The sequence below is a fragment of the Chitinophaga agri genome, from assembly GCF_010093065.1.
Classification (GTDB): domain Bacteria; phylum Bacteroidota; class Bacteroidia; order Chitinophagales; family Chitinophagaceae; genus Chitinophaga; species Chitinophaga agri.
The window spans coordinates 2,888,652-2,906,931 of the sequence record NZ_CP048113.1; the positions used below are offsets into that span (position 1 = coordinate 2,888,652).

Below are 18,280 nucleotides of genomic sequence, written 5' to 3' on the forward strand. Positions count from 1 at the left end.
TTCTTTATTTTTCTGATTTTTTCACTTCGTCCCAGAGCGCATCCATTTCTGTGAGGGACATTTCATCCAGGGCTTTCCCCTGTGTGGCAGCCATCTGTTCCATCTGCTGAAACCGGCGGATGAATTTCTTATTGGTGCGTTCCAGCGCGTTTTCTGCATCGACTTTAAGGAAGCGGGAATAATTCACCAGGGAAAACATGACATCTCCAAATTCATCTTCAATCCTGTCAGGATTGCTTTCCTGTACCACTTCATGCAGTTCGTCCATTTCCTCTTTCAGCTTATCCCATACCTGTTCTGCATTATCCCACTCAAAACCAACCTTCTGGGCTTTTGACTGAAGCCGCATAGCTTTGACAAGAGCAGGGAGTGATACCGGTACACCGCTAAGCACAGAGTCTTTTCCTTCTTTCAGTTTCAGTTTTTCCCAGTTCTGTTTGACCTCTTCTTCTGTCTCTGCCTTTACGTCGCCGTAGATATGCGGATGACGGTAAATGAGCTTATCACAGATGCCGTTAATGACATCGTCTATTGTAAACTGTTGTTGTTCTTTACCTATTTTAGCATAGAAAACGATATGCAGGAGCAGATCACCCAGTTCTTCTTTGATTGATTTCCAGTCCTGATCAGTGATCGCATCTGTCAGCTCGTATAATTCCTCTATGGTTTGCTGGCGAAGCGTCTGGATAGTCTGTTTCCTGTCCCAGGGGCATTTTTCACGTAAATCATCCATGATTTCCAGCAGGCGATTGAAGGCCGAATTATTTTCCATCTGTCAAATATAAAGAATTCCCGCAGGGGGAAGCCTGTAAGGGATTTTTGTTAATTTCTTTTTATTAAAGGATAGGGCATTTTAGTTACATTTGCCGCCGGTTTTGGTTAACCGGAAAACGATTAATTTTTAGTTCATGAATAGCAAACACATTGCGCTAATTTCAGCGGAGCTGAACATCTCAGCGCGACAAGCGGAGAACACCATGAATTTACTGGCGGAAGGGTCCACCGTTCCCTTCATCAGCCGCTACCGTAAAGAAGTGACCGGTAGTCTGGATGAGGTACAGATCGGAAAGATCGAGGACCTGCAGAAACGCTACAAGGAAGTGGATGAACGCCGCGCTTTCATCATCAAAACCATCACGGACCAGGAGAAAATGACTCCTGAGCTGCTGGAAAAGATTGAAAGCACCTGGGCACTCACCGAACTGGAAGATATTTATCTGCCTTATAAACCGAAACGTAAGACCAGAGGTACGCAGGCTATTGAGAAAGGGCTGGAGCCATTGGCAAAACTGCTGTTTGAGCAGCAGGAAGGCGCGCCACTGACAGCGGCGGAAGGATTCCTGAATGAGCAGGTAGCTTCTACTGACGAGGCACTGAAAGGCGCCCGTGACATCATTGCTGAGTGGATCAACGAAAATGCTGAGGTACGTGACAAATTGCGTAAACTCTTTACCCATACTTCCAAACTGACATCGAAAGTAATTGAAGGAAAAGAGGAAGAGGGAGCCAAATACAAAGACTACTTCGATTTCAGTGAAGAGATTCACGCGATCCCTTCTCACAGGGCGTTGGCGATCCTTCGGGGTGAAGCTGAGGGATTCCTTTATGCGACCATCAATCCGGTGGAAGAAGAAGCAACCGATATCATCAACAAACAGTTCGTCAAAGGCAACAATGAAAGCAGCAAACAGGTAGAGAAGGCTGCTGCTGATTCCTACAAACGACTGCTGCGTCCTTCCCTGGAAAATGAATTCCGTGCGCTGACCAAAGAAAAGTCAGATACGGAAGCGATCGAGGTGTTTGCAGAAAACCTTCGTCAGCTACTCCTGGCGGCTCCGTTAGGACCTAAGCCAGTAATTGCGATCGACCCGGGTTACAGAACAGGTTGTAAAGTTGTAGCGCTGGATAACCAGGGTAACATGCTGGACAACGATGTGATCTACCCGCTGGAAAAAAACTACAAAAGAGACGATGCGGAAGCCCTGCTGAAAAAATGGGTGGAAAGATATGATACCGCTGCCATTGCCGTAGGTAATGGTACTGCTGGTCGTGAAACAGAAGAATTCGTGAAGAAACTCGATTTCGGTAAGAAAGTGAACGTGTTCATGGTGAATGAAAGCGGTGCTTCCGTTTATTCGGCATCGGAAGTAGCGAGAGAAGAGTTCCCTGATTTCGATGTCACTGTTCGTGGCGCTGTATCTATCGGTCGCAGACTGATCGATCCACTGGCTGAGCTGGTGAAGATAGACCCTAAAGCGATCGGTGTAGGTCAGTACCAGCACGACGTCAACCAGTCAAGCCTTAAACAGAGCCTGGACAGAGTGGTGGTAAGCTGCGTGAACAATGTGGGTGTAAACCTGAACACGGCTTCCAAACACCTGTTGGCATATGTATCCGGTCTCGGGCCATCCCTGGCGGAAAACATCGTGAAATACCGCAAGGAAAACGGTGCATTCAGAAACCGTACGCAGCTGAAGAAAGTAAGCCGCCTGGGGGATAAAGCATTCGAACAGTGTGCGGGTTTCTTACGCATTGAAAATGGAGACAATCCGCTGGATAACTCCGCTGTACACCCTGAGCGTTATGCCCTGATCGAAAACATGGCTGCAAAACAACAGTGTACTGTACAGGACCTGATGGCGAAAGAAGAACTGCGCAGGAAGATCAATCCAAAAGAATATGTAAGCGAAGAGGTTGGTCTGCTGACGCTGGAAGACATCCTGAAAGAGCTCGACAAACCAAGCCGTGACCCACGTGATGAGATAGCTATCTTCGAATATGCGGAAGGTATCCACAAGATGGAAGACCTGAAAGTCGGCATGACACTGCCTGGTGTGGTAACCAACATTACCAATTTCGGTGCATTTGTGGATGTTGGCGTAAAACAGGACGGTCTGGTGCATATTTCTCACCTGAGCAACCGTTTTATCAGCAATCCTAATGAAGCAGTAAAACTGAACCAGAAAGTGACTGTGACGGTACTGGAAGTAGATCCTTCCCGTAAGCGTATCTCATTATCCATGAAGGATAACGAAGCGCCACAGGCAGGGGGCGGTCAGCGCAGGGAAAGAAGAGAAGGTGGTAACAACAGCGGCAACAACAGCAAACCTGGTAAGCAGGGGGCGCCGGCACCACTGAACGACTTCCAGGCGAAACTGGCGGAACTGAAGAAGAAGTTCAACTAAGTAATGCAATGAAGCAATAACAAAATAGGCTGTCCGCGATGTGTGGACAGCCTGTTTTCTTTTCAGATAATTTCCGTTAAGTAAGATGCCGTGATCAGGACGGGAACTTCATTTTCCAGCGTTTCAGCTTCTCAGGAAAGGCAGAATCCCCCTTCTCACTATATAGTTTTACGACGCCGTTTACGGCAATACCGATATAAATGATATCCCGGCGCATATCAATCGCCAGCGCTGCTTCGTCGGCTCCGCAAAAGTGGCGACGGCACCCCTGGTTATAGAGCAGGTCATTTTCCAGTTCTACAGGCGGCGTCACATCAAAACGCTCTGTAAAAGCAGGATTTTCTGCATCCAGCAATGCCTTTATACGCGAGCGGAGTGGTTCCTGCTGCAGCATGCCTGTCTCAACAATATATTTACCTTCAAACTGTTCGAATGATTTCCAGGAAGCAACCTGGGTGGGTTCAACGGTATCAGCGATGGTTATCATGGTGTCTGTTGCAGGCGGAGGTGTGTTTCCTTTCTCCTTACTGTCTTTATTGACAACCGGTTCTTTGCATCCTAGAATACAGGCAGCGACGACATATAATACTGCCAGATGTTTGTTCATGGTCATGATCTCAAATACGAATTGCTTGCTGCGCATTACGATGAAACTTCCTGAGCATGATTCGGCTCGTGATACGCAGGTTTATTTTCCTTTAAATACGGGTGTTCTCTTATCAACAAAAGCCTGCATGCCTTCTTTCTGATCTTCCGAGGCAAACAGGAGATAAAAATTTTTACGTTCGAATTGCAGTCCTTCTTCAAGGGTGCTGTCAAATGCTTTCAATACAGATTCTTTAGCCATTTTCACTGCCAATGGACTAAGTGCAGCTACTGCTGATGCCAACCGGATGGCTTCATTCAGGAAAAGTTCCACCGGTACGACCCTGTTGATAAGACCTGCATGTAATGCTTCTTCTGCGGTGATAAAGCGACCTGTTAATACCATCTCCATGGCCAGGGCTTTTCCTACTGCACGGGTAAGCCGCTGTGTCCCGCCGGCTCCCGGCATCACGCCGATCTTTATTTCCGGCTGTCCGAATCGCGCTGTTTCACTGGCTACGATCATATCGCAGAGCATGACCAGTTCACATCCCCCTCCCAGCGCGAAACCGCTTACTGCCGCAATCAACGGCTTTTTCGTTTTTTTTATTGTGTCCCATGTACTGAATTGATCAATATTATACATGTCTATGGCAGTCTTTCCCGCCATTTGTTTGATATCGGCACCTGCGGCAAATGCTTTTTCATTACCGCTGATGACGATCGCACGTACATGATCATCCGCGTCCAGCAACTTTAATGCGTCCCTGAGTTCTGCCATCAGTTCAAGGTTGAGTGCATTGAGTTCTTTGGGGCGGTTTAACTGGATATGAGCCACGTGGGGGGCTACCTGCTGGTGTATGATTATAAACTGTGGTTGCATTCCGTAATTTACGGATTTAATACCGTCATTATTACCATAAATCCGATAAAAACGATCAGGAGTGTAACCAGGTAGGTAAGTGTCATCAGGAAGCCTTTCAGCAATGATTTCCCCCATGACTGACCATATGTATTTTTCAATGCTACTACCAGATATGCAAAGATAACAAGCAGTCCGATATCACTGATAACATGTGTATGGAACAGCCTGTCCAACGCCGCACAAAACAGGTAGAAAATAAAAAAGAACACATGAATATGTATAGAAAAAACGGCATGGTCTGCATAAAACCATTTCTTTTTATCGTACATCCATCTAAGATAGAGGGCGAAGAGTGGTAACAGCACAAACATCATCTTCGGATAATTGTGATGAAACAATTCCTCCTGTACTTCCGCTGCATGTTTACTTTTCTCGTCATCCGCAGTGATTCCGTTGGCTGACTTAAAATAATAAGACGCCATTCTACGTTGAATAATACCATCCCTGTACTTTTCGGGCAATGCTTCCTGCAAGGAGTCGTACTGTTCCAGGGTTGTAAAGGTATAAAGTCTTCTGAACCAGTCTTCTGTGGAAAGGTCGCCTGTTTTTACAGAATCAGGCAGGCTGTCAAAAGATTCCCGGGCCTCCTTGCGGTTGATTTCCAGCTGAACTTTGGTTTTGTCGTCCAGCTTATCTGTATCCCCTTTGGAGGTTAATACAAAATACAGGAAGAAGAATACGAAGGAAGAAAAAATGTACAGCTTGATAGGATGTACGAATTTCACCCTTTTACCGGCGGTATATTCCTTCGTAATATGTCCCGGCCGGGTTAGTAAATACTTGAAAGTCACCAGTGCTTTGGAGTCATAGTGGACCACATCAGCCACAAATTCCTTCACGAGATGAGCGAAAGATTCATGGGGCATAATATTTTCCTGTCCACAGTTTGTACAATATCTGCCGGGAACATCCGTTCCACAGTTGAGGCAGTTTGTTTCTTTCCTGATAGGTTGCGTGTTCAAGTGGTTGATAGGTTGATAGGTGAAAGGTTACAGGTGGTAAATATAAAAATTATCTTTACAGAAATGAACTGCTGAATGTTCCCTAATCATTATTTTTGTATCTAATATGTATACTAGACGAACCATTTTTTCGCTTGTTATAGCATTGTTTGGGTTAAACTTGTCTGTTTCCGCCCAATACTACTACCAGGATATCCTCAATACCGAACGTACAGAGGCTAACATGGAACTGTTAAAGGAAAACAAGATTACAGCCCAGCTGGTACAAAGCTTTGATGCCGGTATGGGAAACGACGATGATTTCCGTTGTACACGTGAATTATCGTCTAATTACCGTCAAATACGCTCAGTAACGGTATCGCGCGCTACTGGTTATTCGGCTATGACCTCGTACTTTAATACAAAGGGGAAATTGACAAAAACCATAGACAGTACCCGGAATATCATTACGACTGTCATTTACATGCGTAATACGAATGATACCAGTGGTAAGCTAAGGGAGGTATATCTGACCTCCTATGAGCCTAAAACCAAGTATAAATTTACCGAAACCCGTCGTTATGTGTATGACAGTTTGGGCCGTTTATCTCATATGATCCATTTCCATGGGGATAAAGTAGAGGATTCCACTACAGTCACCTTCACCCTTGATTCGCTGGGCCTGGTAGCGGAAGAGATCGAAACCGGCAAGGGCGCTAACGGACGCCGTATTTACTATAAATACAACGACCAGCAACTGCTGACGGATATTGTCCGCTACTCTCCTACGCGTAAGAAAATGCTACCGGATTATATCTTCGACTATGATGCACAGAACAGGATTGGCGCCATGACCACCGTAAATGGAGAAACGGCTACCTATACCATCTGGAAGTATTCCTACAATGACAAGGGATTACCCATTCAGGAAGAATGTTACGGTAAGAAAAAGGAACTATTGGGAACTGTCCGGTATAAGTACAGAAAGCAATAAATAAAACGGCCGCATCTGCATTTGATGCGGCCGTTTTATTTAAGCTCACCTGGCAGGAAACCCTTCCGGCTGTGCTTTTCAGTATAAGATCTGGCAATTGGTACAGAAAAAAGTACGTCTTTTCGTTGTGCCGACATAAGCTTTATGAAAGGGTATATTACAACGCGGACAGCTCTTTTTAGTGTGCGCCTCCCAATGCTCCTTTAACCTGTATTCTTTCTTCCAGCGCAGGAACTCAAAACTGTATACAACCACCTCTCTCACAAGTTCCCGCTTCTTTTTCAACGGCAGCGCTCCTACCTTACTTTCAGGATGCACCCTGATACGGAATAGTACCTCATTCTTGATGATATTCCCGGAACCGGAAAAAATATCCTGGTTCAGCAAAGCATCTGCTACCAGCATATCAGGCGCCTGCTTTAACTTAGCCATCGCCGATTTCGGGTCCCAGGCTTCATTCATCACATCTGCCGTCCAGTCATATACTTCATCCAGTGGACCGTCAATAACTTTGACCGCACAGGTATAAAAATTGAGCTCTCCCTGCTGAAAACGGAGATGCAGGGCTGGATTACTATCCTTCTGCTCATTGATCCTGTAGGAGCCAAACATCAGCAGGTGGATCCTGACCGTAAATCCTTTGAAGCAGATAAGAAAATGTTTTCCCCAGCTTTTGAGATCAATGATCTTTTTATTCCGGATTCGTTCGAGATCTATCTTGGCGTATCCAGCCACATCAATGACCTTTTTCCCTTTGAAAGGAGCCACCGCCTCTTTCAGTATAACAATGGATGGACCTTCTGGCATGTTCTATACTGTTAATACTATAACAGCATACAATATCTGCGCCATTCAAAAGATCAGGCGCCCGCTTCCTGTAACGTATGCAGCGCAAAATGGTCATACAGGGCAGCCAGCCGTTCCAGGTGTGCAAGGTTTCTCGTATTGAAGTTCTCTTTCTGCACAACGAGAATATATCCCCCGTCGGCGCGCTTCTCAATCACTTCGAATGGCGCCTCCTTGACCCTCTCTTCTCCCACAGCTTTTACCTGATCTTCATTCCAGTAGTTAAACCAGTAAATGGCCGGTGGTATTTCCAGGGGATTGAACAATTCCGGAGAGATCACGGTGCCGATACGCGCTGTCAGATAATCTGGCGTAGCAAGTACAATTTCAGGCGTAGACACTTCCTCATCCATCTCCACCTCACCATAAAAGGAAGCAAAGGAGACGAGCGTTTCCAGATCGCTATCATATACCGCGGCATACCGGGCTTTGTAAGCGTCTATAGTAGCAATAAAAAAGTCGTGAAAAGCTTCGTAAGAAAAGTGTCCGTGGGGTTTCAGTAATGGTGTGCCGCCATTGAAAGTGAACGCCGCAGTATCCTGACCGGTATACTCAAACGGATCGGTATGTACGAGCGAAAAAAGCGGATGTTCCCTGTCGGTAAAGAGGATCACATCTTTATCATAATCACCTTCATTCCAGTGTTTCTCCAAATCAGTAAAAGCCTGTGACAATGCCGTCGCGGAAGTATAATCATTATAAGCATTCCCATCAAAGACGTATTGCAGCCGGGTAGCTTCACTATGATCATTACAGGTCTGTACAAGGTCAAGGAAACGAGGCAGGGATGCTGCTTCTTTTTTGCGGAACAGTTGTAAGGTGCTTACATGTAACGGCATCGGGCAACGGGGTTGTTTATTGTAAATCTAACTAAAAAGTGCATACAAAAAAGATGGTACGGAAAACTTAACATACGCATGCAGGAGGCCGGGAATTAACATAAAATTGCCTCCGGATTAACACCGGAGGCAATTCATGTTACTGCCAAATATTTAATATCTGTCTGTTACAAAACCAGTTGTTCGTGCAGCCTGGTAAGTGCTTTCAGCGGATCATCACAAAAACCAGGATGCACTTTACCTGCCTGCACAACGGTGCTGCGGGTGGCTGTCAGCCAGCGGAAACGGGAAGCAGCATCCAGTTCTCCGATAGGCCCTGCCTGTTTGCCTCCTTTACAGATGCATTCAAATGCATTGAGGTAAGATCTTACTTCTTCAATATCTATAGCTGGAGAGAAGGCGCGAAGGCGTTCTTCATTGAGCGTAACAAGCGCCTGCAGGAAGCGCTGCTGTTTGCAATAGAGAATGACACCGGCATTGAGAAACTCTTCCCTTTCCACTCTCGGCATAACGCGGATAACGGCGTACTCAAATAAGTGTTTTTCTTGCATTTTGCGCTTCATTTAAGAATATTCCGGTGTGTGCTAACCGGGTGATTAAAAAACCTGCATATACTTCTCTGATCTCTTCTGGTGTGCCATGATGTGATAAGGTCAGCAGCCATTCGTCAGGTATCACGGCAACGATTGCACGTATCTGTTCCGGTGTCAGTATTTGCCGGAAGGCAAGATCTACTTTTTCCAGTTCCGATGCCTGCGGCAATAATACATGATCTTTCACCTGTACAAACGGGCGTTTGGCACTATCTTCCCAGTTCTGCCAGGAGTGGTGAAAATACAGGGATGCTCCATGGTCTATCAGCCAAAGCTCTCTGTGCCACATGAGCATATTCGTATTGCGCGGTGTACGGTCTACGTTGGTCAGCAGGCAATCCAGCCATACGATCTGAGAGGCTGTCAGCGGATCGATCACTGCGACCGTCGGATCATAAGTGATCGCACCTGACAGGTAATGTAGTGCCAGGTTCAATCCAACACTTGCTTTCAGCAGGTCCTGTATCTCCTCATCCGGTTCTGTACGTCCAAAGGCGGTATCCAGACTGGCAAAAACGATTTCAGGAACTTTTATACCTACCCTGCGGGCAATCTCTCCTCCTATCAGTTCAGCGATCAGGGCTTTAATGCCTTGCCCTGCGCCACGAAATTTCAGTACGTACAGGAATCCATCATCTGCTTCTGCAATGGCCGGAAGTGAACCGCCTTCACGCAGCGGCGTCACATACCTGGTCACATTGACGGTTCTCAGTTCGGGTTGTTTAATACTCATTGATACTATATTTATGCAAATGATGACCGGCATACTACCATGCTACCGGCTATCAAAAGACGCGTGAAATTAAGGCTATTTAAGATGACGTACAAGATATGCGGCAGTACGACTCTCCGTATGTTTTGCCACACTGGCCGGCGTTCCGCTCACCACTATACGACCACCTTCCTCGCCCGCGCCCGGGCCAATATCAATAACCCAGTCACTACCAGCAAGTACACGCATATTATGCTCTACCGCAATCACTGTATTACCGGCATCTACCAGCCGGTTTAACTGCATCATCAGCTTTTCGACATCCGCAGGATGTAACCCTGTTGTTGGTTCGTCCAGTATATACAAGGCATTCCCCCGCCCCATCCGTTGCAGTTCGGTAGCCAGTTTAATACGCTGGGCCTCCCCTCCGGACAATTCCGTCGCTGGTTGTCCCAGTCGCAAATAACTGAGCCCCACTTCTCTCAACACCTCCAGGGAATGATATACTGTCGGCTCTTCACTGAAAAATGCCGCGGCCTCATTGACAGTCATCTGTAATACATCAGCAATAGATCTACCCCGGTATTTGACCTCCAGTGTTTTCGCATTATACCTGGAGCCTTCACAAACAGGGCAGGGAGCATATACACTGGGCAGAAACAGTAATTCTACCATGACAAATCCCTCCCCGTTACAGTTTTCACAACGTCCTTTTGCGATATTGAAAGAGAACCTGCCGGCATCGTAGCGGCGGGCCTTCGCCATTTTTGTAGCGGCAAAGAGTTTTCTTACATGATCAAACAAACCGGTATAGGTCGCCAGGTTGGATCGTGGCGTACGACCAATCGGCTTCTGATCGACCAACACAAGTCGTTTGATATGCTCCATGCCTCCGGCGATATACCCTTCGAGTGTGACAGGCGCTTCCTGTTCTAACAGGTCAGCATCCTCCTCTTCTCCCTGCTGATTTTGTCCGAGCTTTTCCAGTACCAGTTCTACCAGTGCCTGGCTCACCAGACTGGATTTACCGGAACCGGAAATACCGGTAACAGTGGTGAAGACACCTAATGGAAAGTCAGCCGACAACTTATGCAGGTTATTACGCGTGATATCTTTCAGTTGCAGCCAGCCCTTTGGCTTACGTGGCTGATGTGCAACAGCTGTATTTTCTTCGAACAGGTATTTACGGGTAACAGAATCTGCTATGCCGGCAAGTCCTTCCGGCGGACCACTGTACAGGATTTGTCCGCCGTGTTCTCCGGCCGCCGGCCCCACATCGACGATCCAGTCAGCATGCCTGATTACGTCCAGCTGATGCTCTACCACAAACAGAGAGTTCCCCCCGGTTTTCAGTCTGTCAAGTGCACGGAGCAGGGCTTCCGTATCAGCTGGATGCAGACCGGCGGAGGGCTCATCCAGCACATACACCACACCGAACAGATTAGACCGGACCTGCGTGGCCAGGCGCAACCGTTGCAGTTCTCCTGGAGATAAAGTAGGTGTGCTGCGTTCAAGCGTAAGATAGCCTAGTCCCAGTTCCATCAATACTTCCAGACGGGCTGCCAGATCGGTGGCAATACGTTGTGTGACGAGGGCTTTCTCCGGATGACTATGATCCGTCGTTCCGGAACCGGCAGATGTTGTATAAGGTTGTATAGTAGCATACAGACGGGCCAGCGGCAGTCTTGACATCTCCGTAATGTCCATCCCTGCAAACTTTACAGAAAGGGATTCTTTCCGCAGTCTTTTACCTTCACACAGCGGACAATCTGTTCCGAGCATATACCGGGTAACGCGCTTTTTCATCATGGCACTCTGTGTATTGGCAAATGTGTGCATGACATAGCGTTGTGCACTCATGAAGGTGCCCATATAGTTAGGTTCTTCTTTGCGTTTCAGGGCGGCTTTCACTTCCTGCAGCGTATATCCGGGATATACAGGTACAACAGGTTGGTCTTCCGTAAAGAGTATCCACTGACGATCTTTTTTTGATAACTCCCGCCAGGGTTTATCCACATCATAACCAAGCGTTGTCAGGATATCACGAAGGTTCTGGCCCTGCCAGGCAGTGGGCCAGGCAGCAATGGCCCTTTCCCTGATGGTCAGGGAATCATCAGGCACCATAGACTGTTCGGTCACATCATAGATACGTCCCAGACCATGGCATTGCGGGCATGCGCCTTCGGCAGTGTTGGGAGAGAATGCTTCAGCATAAATGACAGATTGTCCAGGCGGATAATCACCCGCCCTCGAATATAACATGCGCAGCAAATTAGATAACGTGGTCACACTTCCGACAGAAGAACGGGTTGTTGGTGTACCCCGTTGCTGTTGTAGGGCTACCGCAGGTGGCAATCCATCTATTTCATCTACTTCCGGCACAGGCATCTGGTGAAACAACCGGCGGGCATAAGGAGATACGGACTCGAGATATCGGCGCTGCGCCTCTGCGTACAAAGTACCGAAAGCCAGGGACGACTTGCCCGAACCGGATACACCAGTAAAAACGACCAATGCATCACGGGGGATCTGCAGATCGACATTCTTGAGATTATGTTCCCGGGCGCCTTTTACCTGTACGAAACCGCTCATGCCTGAACGGTCAGGCTGTATAGATTTATCTGACATGCCTGAACCGCACAAAGATTATGCCCTGACATATTTGTCAGGTTATTTCTGGAAGCGGCTTTTCAGGTAATCGTAGATCTGCTTTTCTTCTGTGGTCTCACCTTTATACAGCTGAATATAACGCTTATAATACCGGGTAGCCTGGGCTTCATTTTTCAGGTGTGCATCATAGATACGACCGATGCTATACTGCTTCAATGGCTGATGGAACATGTAGTAGGCAGTATCCAGGCTAGCAATAGCAGGTTTGTACTGTTTCATGGCTTCGTAGTTGACCGCCATGCCGGAATAATAATTATCCAGGCTGGCCGATTTAGCCATATCTATGCAGCTCTGAAGCAGTTCATTGCTTTCTTTATATTTTTTTAATTGAGTAGAGGCCATAGCAGCGTAATAGATGATACTCTCCGAGTTAGCCTTACGTACCACGAGGTATTCATATGTGGCGAGACAGTCCTGATATTCGCGGAGATTGTAGGCAGCAGCAATGATGTAAAGGAACGCATTAGGAGCAGCCACATTCAGCTGTTTGAGTTTATTCCCCATTGTCAGTGTACGCTTATAGTCTTTCAGCAGATATGACACCCGGGCCCCTGTCATCAGAATAGTGGCGGTTCCGGAATCATTCGCCAGATATGTATTGACCAGTGTATCTGCCCTACCGATACGTTTCCTGTCAATCCATTCCTCTGCCAGCCTTGATACCACTTTGGCATCCAGCGGATTAAGCGCATATGAATTATTGAGCCATATAAAGGCAGAATCAGGCAATTGGGCATTGAAACCAGCCAGGCCCAGTTGTTTCCATGCAGCAGCGTTCTGTGGTCGTAACTGTACGATTTTCTGGTAATGTGCAATAGCAGCTAGTGGTTGCTCCTGTTGCATGTAGGAAGTCGCAAGGTACTGGTGGGCGGTGATGTGATTACTGTCCAGTTGTAGTACCCGCTGGTACCGGCTGGCAGCATCACTGGTCCTCCCTGCCTGGTAATAAGTATAGGCCAGCAGGGACAACTGCTGGATATTATTCGTATCCACTATGGGCTGTAAATAAGTAATGGCCTCATCATACTGCAGGTTCTGAAGATGCTCCATCACGCGGTCTTTATCTACAGCAGATTGAGCTGTGAGCCTGCCAGCGATGCTACCTAGTGATAACAGGCATAAAATAAATCTCAGGTTATTCATCTGGTCACCTATTTTTCGTTAAAACTAAGTATTTAGTTTTAAAAAGAAAAACTTAGTTGATATCATTTAAGGAGATTCATTCCGAGGTGAGGCGGTTTATTACCTATTATCAAGAGGGCCTTACAATATTAGCATCATACAGATCCAGGGTATCAAAGCATTCACAGCAATAACCGTAAGTATTGCAGTGATCCATAAAGTGTGGAGTGCTTTCATACCATTGCATATAAGCGTATCACTTCCTCCCTTTATAGATGAAAAACCAGTTTAAATTCTTTCAACATGAAGCAACCAAATGGCTGATTCATTCGTATTAATTAATAAAAGTCTCCCCAGACATTAAATCTCACGATATGAAAAAAAGCAGCTGGCTACTAGCTATGATGTGTGCGTGTGTCATGTCATGCAGCAACAATGATGACAATAATCCTACGCCAACAATCGATCCTCAGGCACCTACAACAGGCACATGGCGGGTGACTTTATTTACCGACAGTGGTAAAGATGAAACCAGCGATTTCACTGGTTATTCATTCACATTTGACAGTAATGGAACGGCCGTCGCGACCAAAGGAAGCACAAGTAAAGACGGCACATGGAGCATTGGTAGCAGTTCCAGAGACTTTAATCTGAATTTTGGCGCAAAGAGCGATGCAAATAAGCCATTGGGCGAGTTGACTGATGACTGGGAAATCATTTCTGTTACGGCGACAGAGATCAAATTAAAAGACGATAATGACGACAGTGACGAGTTTTTGACCTTTAACCAGAACTAAGAACCCCACCTATGTCTAATCAGAAACAGGCTGCTTAAAAAATAGTAGCCTGTTTTCTGCGTATGGACTAATTTTTGGAGTAAATTCAGAAAACCAAATTTTTTATGCACATTATACTTGGCGCATCAGGACGTGTTGGTTCTGGTATCGTTGCGCATCTCAGAAAAAAAGGCGACTCCGTTAAAGGTATTATCAGAGATGAAAAGAAAGCCCCTCTACTTGAAAAGCTTGGAGCAAAAACAGCAATTGCAGATGCAAATGATCTTCCTGCGCTGGTAGCTGCCTTCCAGGACGGCAGCACATTGTTTGCCATTACTCCGGAAACAGGACATGAGCGCAATGTACTCGGTGAAACAAGCGATATTCTGGAGAATTACAGAAAAGCACTGGCCAACTCTCCCATTAAAAAAGTGGTAGGTCTCTCTTCTATTGGTGCACAGTACGAGTCGGGCACTGGTAACCTGGTGATGTCCTATCTGCTGGAGCATGCATTTACAGCGATGCCGGTAAAGCAGGTCTTTGTACGTCCGGCCTATTATTTCAGCAACTGGCTGATGTATATGGATACTGTAAGGGAAACTGGCGTCCTGCCAACATTCTTTCCGGTGGATCTTTCTATTCCGATGGTGGCACCTGAAGAGGTTGCAGCATTTACAGCTGATGTCATACACAAAGAGGACGAAGATGGCGTGATATATGAGCTTACCGGTCCGGCATCCTACAGCAGTAATGATGTGGCAAAAGCCTTTACGGCAGCACTGGGAAAAGAAGTAAAAGCAGTACAGATACCAAGAGCTGACTGGGAAAATACATTACGCGGTATTGGTTTCACGACCGATGCGATCAGGAACTTCGTGGAAATGACGCAGGCCGTTATCAGTGGCAAGGCTATTCCGCAAAAAGAAGGCACTGTGCAGGTTGAACTGAAGGCAACATTATCCACATATATTCAGGAGCACATACCAGCACAACAACTGATCGTCCCTCCGGTAGCAAAGACAAAGACCAGAAAGAAAACTGCCAGCCAAAAAGCAGCCTGATAAGCACACCTTTCTTCTTTTTTCCGCCAACCTTCAACTCCATCGTCTGAATAAATAAACTGAAAACGCCTGTAGCAAACAGGTAAAGGCATTGTTATGTACCTGCGTTTCCATTCACTTATGATCAGGATATGTATATCATCAGGGAAAGTAAAATAACGCTACTCTACCTGATGATATGTTTTACCAATGCCTGAGGCGCATGTATCATCATCGTACCAGCACACTACGATCTTTTGCGATAGCACTCAGCAAATGCAGGTCTTCTGCTTTCGCCTCTGTGAGCAGGTCATTAGTGTCGAATAAGGATTTGGTAGCTGTTGGCCGTTTCAGAATAACGGTCTGCAGTCCATAGCGGATGTCCAGTGAATAATCTTCTGAACTGGTATATAGCGATCCGTTCAGATTCACTCCAAACGCCCCCCCTTTGGCACCAGCAGTGAACTTGGTGTATTTGCGGCGGATGATATACTTCTGCACAAAACCAATCACAGCATATACATAACACACTGCAGGATCATCGATCACACTGACTTTATTATCTGTCATCCAGGACTGTACTCCCTTGTTCCAGCTGTCATCATCACGATTCACAAGCCCGGTGGCCTGGTCAAAGACCATAAGACTAAAGGAGGACTCTCCGGAAAATTCAGCTGTCAGGTAGTTCAGGAAGCTCACCTCTATCGCCAGCTTCTGGTCCACAAGAATAGACTGTCTCTTAATAGGCTCTTTTATCTTCGATGATTCATCCACCTGGATACCGGGAATCTTAAATGGAGAAAACTCAATACTGGAATTTTCGGTATTGGCAATGGTCGGACAATCAGCAGTTGTCTTTCTTACCTCCAGGACCGTTCCCAATAAGGCATACGGATTGCCAACATAGGCATCTGCCCCGATATACAGCATGTTATTCTGTAAGGCCAGTAATTTCTGCGCCTCGGCGACAGAAGGTACTGTCTTAGATTCAGCAACGTCCTTATTCATTGCTTCATTAATGTGTTCTGTGGAATTATTTCCCATGATGAAATGGTTTAAATGTGTCAAAAGGGGCTACCCCGTGGCCGGGTATCATTGATTTTGGGGTGAGACTAAAATACGGTTTTCTGATGGGGTATCCAAAAGGAGCGAACGCCACTCAATATTTGTCTTTCCGTCGTTGCTGATCATCGATCTCCCTTTCTACCGGATCATCCCGAAATAATTTCTGTCTGTCTTTACGGTTTCTGATGATGATAAAGACGATCAGTGCTAGTGCAAGGAACAGGATAATAACGAGTGTGATCATGTGAATGTGTTGCATGACTAGGTTATTAACTGTGACAATATACCAGATAACCTGCCAAAAACCATATTATGCTTATATGACCAACTGCGGACATCGCTGGTGTTTATTCGCTGGCTCCTAACTAAAATGGGGGGCTATTGAGTAACTTCATATCCTACCCTCATTAATACCTTATGCCATGCATCCATTATTCGTGACCCTTTGTTGCCTGCTGAGTCTTTCATCTTTTGCTCAGCCACCGGCTGACACCCTCCATGAACAACAATTGAAAAAGATCTTCCATGAGGAGGTTCTCCCCTATCTGCAGGCATGCGACAGTACGCCGGACTGGGCTGGCCTGGGCAAACGCCTGATCAGTCGTTATGGCGACCACGGAGAAGAAGCCGTATTACTTAGCCAGACGCTCTACAGTATGCAGCGGGATGACTGGGCCAATTTCTCTGCTGCCATCATCCCCTATGCAAGAAAATATGGTATGGGTATTCCAGCTAAGCAACGGTATGCGTTCAGCGATTATATGGTGCGTAATGCGCAGCTATTATATCAGTCCGGTTATAAGGAGGAAGGACTCCGCTGGGAGATCCTGGCTTTACCGCTGGCCAGAGCCGGGGATCATGCCGGTATGCTCGAAACGATCGAGCGGATGAAAAAGGGAGAGTAAAACACACTGACAGGATGTACACATCCACTAAAATTTTGACAGTTTTTCTGAAAAAAAAGCAGTTAGAACCTTGCTGGCATTGGGTTTGAAAATTATCAACCAGATAGGTTGGCCAACCTGATTTAAGTTAAAAATATTGTTTTACTTATCTAAAAGGAGGTTTATTATGTCACTCATTAAAAGAAATGGAAACTTATTCCCAGGCGTACCATCCCTGTTCGACGACTTTTTCAGCCGTGAATTCTTTAACTGGGGCAACAATAACTTCTCAGCAACCCAAACGACAGTCCCCTCAGTAAATATCAGGGAAAGTGCAGATAGCTATGAAGTCGAAGTAGCAGCTCCCGGCATGGAAAAAAAAGATTTTAACGTCACCCTTGATGGTAATCTCCTGACCATCTCTTCTCAGAAGCAACAGCGCCAGGAGAAGAAAGAAGAGAATTACACGAGAAGAGAATTCAGCTATCAGTCATTCCAGCGCAATTTTGAACTGCCTAAAGATGTGGTTGATGCAGATAAAATAAACGCCCGCTATGAGAATGGGCTGCTTCACCTGACTATTCCGAAAAAAGAGGAAGCTAAACAGCAAGCGCCACGAATGATTGAAATTGCTTAAAAATTATCACATAGGGCTGCGGTTATGGCAGCCCTTTTTCTTAACTTGTGGTAGCAATGGGATTTTCTACAGATATTTTCTTGCTAAGACTTGCTGCTACAGGGCATTTACATCTGCAGATTAAAATAAATTCAAAAAAAGTTCGATGACTTTTTGGTTAATTAGAAACAAATCCTATCTTTGCAATCCCAACGAAAAAACAACGGTTCGCTCGAAGGGAAAAGTTCTTACACATTAGCGGAAGTAGCTCATTTGGTAGAGCACGACCTTGCCAAGGTCGGGGTGGCCGGTTCGAGCCCGGTCTTCCGCTCAGTAACAAGAGTTCCAAATTGCAACGCAGTTTGGAATTTTTGTTTACAGGATACCTAGGTGGTGGAATTGGTAGACACGCCGGACTTAAAATCCTGTGAGCCGCAACGCTCGTACGGGTTCAACTCCCGTCCTGGGTACAGACAAGAGCAGACGC

General features: G+C 46.3%; 18 protein-coding genes and 2 tRNA genes. 8 read left to right on the forward strand and 12 right to left on the reverse strand.

Annotated elements, in window-relative coordinates; translation table 11 throughout:
- Positions 1-4: 4 nt before the first annotated feature.
- Complete coding sequence (gene mazG / locus GWR21_RS11255; RefSeq protein ID WP_162331844.1) at positions 5-772, reverse strand: nucleoside triphosphate pyrophosphohydrolase; 768 nt, start codon at positions 770-772, stop codon at positions 5-7.
- Positions 773-908: 136 nt separating this feature from the next.
- Here mazG and GWR21_RS11260 point away from each other — a divergent pair, with 136 nt between their 5' ends.
- On the forward strand, positions 909-3,185 hold the full coding sequence (locus GWR21_RS11260; protein ID WP_162331845.1) for a Tex family protein: 2,277 nt from the start codon (positions 909-911) through the stop codon (positions 3,183-3,185).
- A 94-nt stretch (positions 3,186-3,279) separates the two neighbouring features.
- On the opposite strand, the gene GWR21_RS11265 is transcribed toward GWR21_RS11260, so the two are convergent.
- The 3 genes from GWR21_RS11265 to GWR21_RS11275 are packed head-to-tail and all read right to left on the reverse strand — an operon-like array spanning position 3,280 to position 5,561.
- Positions 3,280-3,828 carry a hypothetical protein gene (locus GWR21_RS11265; protein ID WP_162331846.1) on the reverse strand — a complete coding sequence of 183 codons (549 nt, stop codon included), beginning with the start codon at positions 3,826-3,828 and terminating at the stop codon, positions 3,280-3,282.
- 45 nt (positions 3,829-3,873) lie between these two features.
- On the reverse strand, positions 3,874-4,653 hold the full coding sequence (locus tag GWR21_RS11270; protein WP_162331847.1) for an enoyl-CoA hydratase-related protein: 780 nt from the start codon (positions 4,651-4,653) through the stop codon (positions 3,874-3,876).
- An 8-nt stretch (positions 4,654-4,661) separates the two neighbouring features.
- Complete coding sequence (locus GWR21_RS11275) at positions 4,662-5,561, reverse strand: DUF3667 domain-containing protein (protein ID WP_162331848.1); 900 nt, start codon at positions 5,559-5,561, stop codon at positions 4,662-4,664.
- Between the two features lie 256 nt (positions 5,562-5,817).
- Between GWR21_RS11275 and GWR21_RS11280 the strand changes: the two genes are divergently transcribed.
- Complete coding sequence (locus GWR21_RS11280) at positions 5,818-6,630, forward strand: hypothetical protein (protein WP_162331849.1); 813 nt, start codon at positions 5,818-5,820, stop codon at positions 6,628-6,630.
- Positions 6,631-6,708: 78 nt separating this feature from the next.
- On the opposite strand, the gene GWR21_RS11285 is transcribed toward GWR21_RS11280, so the two are convergent.
- The 6 genes from GWR21_RS11285 to GWR21_RS11310 form a co-directional block, all read right to left on the reverse strand.
- Positions 6,709-7,437 carry a DNA-formamidopyrimidine glycosylase family protein gene (locus tag GWR21_RS11285; protein ID WP_162331850.1) on the reverse strand — a complete coding sequence of 243 codons (729 nt, stop codon included), beginning with the start codon at positions 7,435-7,437 and terminating at the stop codon, positions 6,709-6,711.
- 53 nt (positions 7,438-7,490) lie between these two features.
- Positions 7,491-8,315 carry a hypothetical protein gene (locus tag GWR21_RS11290; protein ID WP_162331851.1) on the reverse strand — a complete coding sequence of 275 codons (825 nt, stop codon included), beginning with the start codon at positions 8,313-8,315 and terminating at the stop codon, positions 7,491-7,493.
- A 167-nt stretch (positions 8,316-8,482) separates the two neighbouring features.
- Positions 8,483-8,866 carry a DUF3037 domain-containing protein gene (locus GWR21_RS11295; protein WP_162331852.1) on the reverse strand — a complete coding sequence of 128 codons (384 nt, stop codon included), beginning with the start codon at positions 8,864-8,866 and terminating at the stop codon, positions 8,483-8,485.
- Entirely contained in the window at positions 8,844-9,641 is a 798-nt protein-coding gene (locus GWR21_RS11300) for a HipA family kinase (protein ID WP_162331853.1), read from the reverse strand. The genes GWR21_RS11295 and GWR21_RS11300 overlap by 23 nt, the downstream gene beginning before the upstream one ends.
- 75 nt (positions 9,642-9,716) lie before the next feature.
- Positions 9,717-12,248, reverse strand: coding sequence for an excinuclease ABC subunit UvrA (uvrA, locus tag GWR21_RS11305; protein ID WP_162331854.1), 2,532 nt, complete (start codon positions 12,246-12,248; stop codon positions 9,717-9,719).
- Between the two features lie 42 nt (positions 12,249-12,290).
- A complete protein-coding gene (locus GWR21_RS11310) occupies positions 12,291-13,433 on the reverse strand; it encodes a tetratricopeptide repeat protein (protein WP_162331855.1) in 1,143 nt (380 codons plus the stop codon).
- 353 nt (positions 13,434-13,786) lie between these two features.
- Between GWR21_RS11310 and GWR21_RS11315 the strand changes: the two genes are divergently transcribed.
- Together GWR21_RS11315 and GWR21_RS11320 are read left to right on the forward strand one after the other, a co-directional pair.
- Complete coding sequence (locus GWR21_RS11315; RefSeq protein WP_162331856.1) at positions 13,787-14,209, forward strand: lipocalin family protein; 423 nt, start codon at positions 13,787-13,789, stop codon at positions 14,207-14,209.
- Positions 14,210-14,313: 104 nt separating this feature from the next.
- Entirely contained in the window at positions 14,314-15,249 is a 936-nt protein-coding gene (locus GWR21_RS11320; protein WP_162331857.1) for an NmrA family NAD(P)-binding protein, read from the forward strand.
- Positions 15,250-15,459: 210 nt separating this feature from the next.
- On the opposite strand, the gene GWR21_RS11325 is transcribed toward GWR21_RS11320, so the two are convergent.
- Both GWR21_RS11325 and GWR21_RS11330 read right to left on the reverse strand, forming a co-directional pair.
- Positions 15,460-16,272, reverse strand: coding sequence for a hypothetical protein (locus GWR21_RS11325; RefSeq protein ID WP_162331858.1), 813 nt, complete (start codon positions 16,270-16,272; stop codon positions 15,460-15,462).
- A gap of 115 nt (positions 16,273-16,387) precedes the next feature.
- Entirely contained in the window at positions 16,388-16,552 is a 165-nt protein-coding gene (locus GWR21_RS11330) for a hypothetical protein (protein WP_162331859.1), read from the reverse strand.
- Between the two features lie 163 nt (positions 16,553-16,715).
- Between GWR21_RS11330 and GWR21_RS11335 the strand changes: the two genes are divergently transcribed.
- From GWR21_RS11335 to GWR21_RS11350, 4 genes are all read left to right on the forward strand, one after another.
- Positions 16,716-17,198: a hypothetical protein gene (locus GWR21_RS11335; protein WP_162331860.1), complete on the forward strand. Its 483-nt coding sequence runs from the start codon at positions 16,716-16,718 to the stop codon at positions 17,196-17,198.
- Positions 17,199-17,364: 166 nt separating this feature from the next.
- The gene (locus tag GWR21_RS11340; RefSeq protein WP_162331861.1) at positions 17,365-17,814 is read left to right on the forward strand and encodes an Hsp20/alpha crystallin family protein; all 450 of its coding nucleotides are present in this window, start codon (positions 17,365-17,367) and stop codon (positions 17,812-17,814) included.
- Between the two features lie 237 nt (positions 17,815-18,051).
- A tRNA-Gly gene (locus GWR21_RS11345) sits at positions 18,052-18,124 on the forward strand.
- Between the two features lie 53 nt (positions 18,125-18,177).
- Positions 18,178-18,263 (forward strand) — tRNA-Leu (locus tag GWR21_RS11350).
- Positions 18,264-18,280: the final 17 nt, after the last annotated feature.

What these genes read in the sequence shown, in the direction of transcription:
- mazG (WP_162331844.1), bottom strand. Translation starts at nt 772, where the DNA reads ATGGAAAATAATTCGGCCTTCAATCGCCTGCTGGAAATCATGGATGAT.
- GWR21_RS11260 (WP_162331845.1), top strand. Translation starts at nt 909, where the DNA reads ATGAATAGCAAACACATTGCGCTAATTTCAGCGGAGCTGAACATCTCA.
- GWR21_RS11265 (WP_162331846.1), bottom strand. Translation starts at nt 3,828, where the DNA reads ATGCGCAGCAAGCAATTCGTATTTGAGATCATGACCATGAACAAACAT.
- GWR21_RS11270 (WP_162331847.1), bottom strand. Translation starts at nt 4,653, where the DNA reads ATGCAACCACAGTTTATAATCATACACCAGCAGGTAGCCCCCCACGTG.
- GWR21_RS11275 (WP_162331848.1), bottom strand. Translation starts at nt 5,561, where the DNA reads ATGCCCCATGAATCTTTCGCTCATCTCGTGAAGGAATTTGTGGCTGAT.
- GWR21_RS11285 (WP_162331850.1), bottom strand. Translation starts at nt 7,437, where the DNA reads ATGCCAGAAGGTCCATCCATTGTTATACTGAAAGAGGCGGTGGCTCCT.
- GWR21_RS11290 (WP_162331851.1), bottom strand. Translation starts at nt 8,315, where the DNA reads ATGCCGTTACATGTAAGCACCTTACAACTGTTCCGCAAAAAAGAAGCA.
- GWR21_RS11295 (WP_162331852.1), bottom strand. Translation starts at nt 8,866, where the DNA reads ATGCAAGAAAAACACTTATTTGAGTACGCCGTTATCCGCGTTATGCCG.
- GWR21_RS11300 (WP_162331853.1), bottom strand. Translation starts at nt 9,641, where the DNA reads ATGAGTATTAAACAACCCGAACTGAGAACCGTCAATGTGACCAGGTAT.
- uvrA (WP_162331854.1), bottom strand. Translation starts at nt 12,248, where the DNA reads ATGTCAGATAAATCTATACAGCCTGACCGTTCAGGCATGAGCGGTTTC.
- GWR21_RS11310 (WP_162331855.1), bottom strand. Translation starts at nt 13,433, where the DNA reads ATGAATAACCTGAGATTTATTTTATGCCTGTTATCACTAGGTAGCATC.
- GWR21_RS11315 (WP_162331856.1), top strand. Translation starts at nt 13,787, where the DNA reads ATGAAAAAAAGCAGCTGGCTACTAGCTATGATGTGTGCGTGTGTCATG.
- GWR21_RS11320 (WP_162331857.1), top strand. Translation starts at nt 14,314, where the DNA reads ATGCACATTATACTTGGCGCATCAGGACGTGTTGGTTCTGGTATCGTT.
- GWR21_RS11325 (WP_162331858.1), bottom strand. Translation starts at nt 16,272, where the DNA reads ATGGGAAATAATTCCACAGAACACATTAATGAAGCAATGAATAAGGAC.
- GWR21_RS11330 (WP_162331859.1), bottom strand. Translation starts at nt 16,552, where the DNA reads ATGCAACACATTCACATGATCACACTCGTTATTATCCTGTTCCTTGCA.
- GWR21_RS11335 (WP_162331860.1), top strand. Translation starts at nt 16,716, where the DNA reads ATGCATCCATTATTCGTGACCCTTTGTTGCCTGCTGAGTCTTTCATCT.
- GWR21_RS11340 (WP_162331861.1), top strand. Translation starts at nt 17,365, where the DNA reads ATGTCACTCATTAAAAGAAATGGAAACTTATTCCCAGGCGTACCATCC.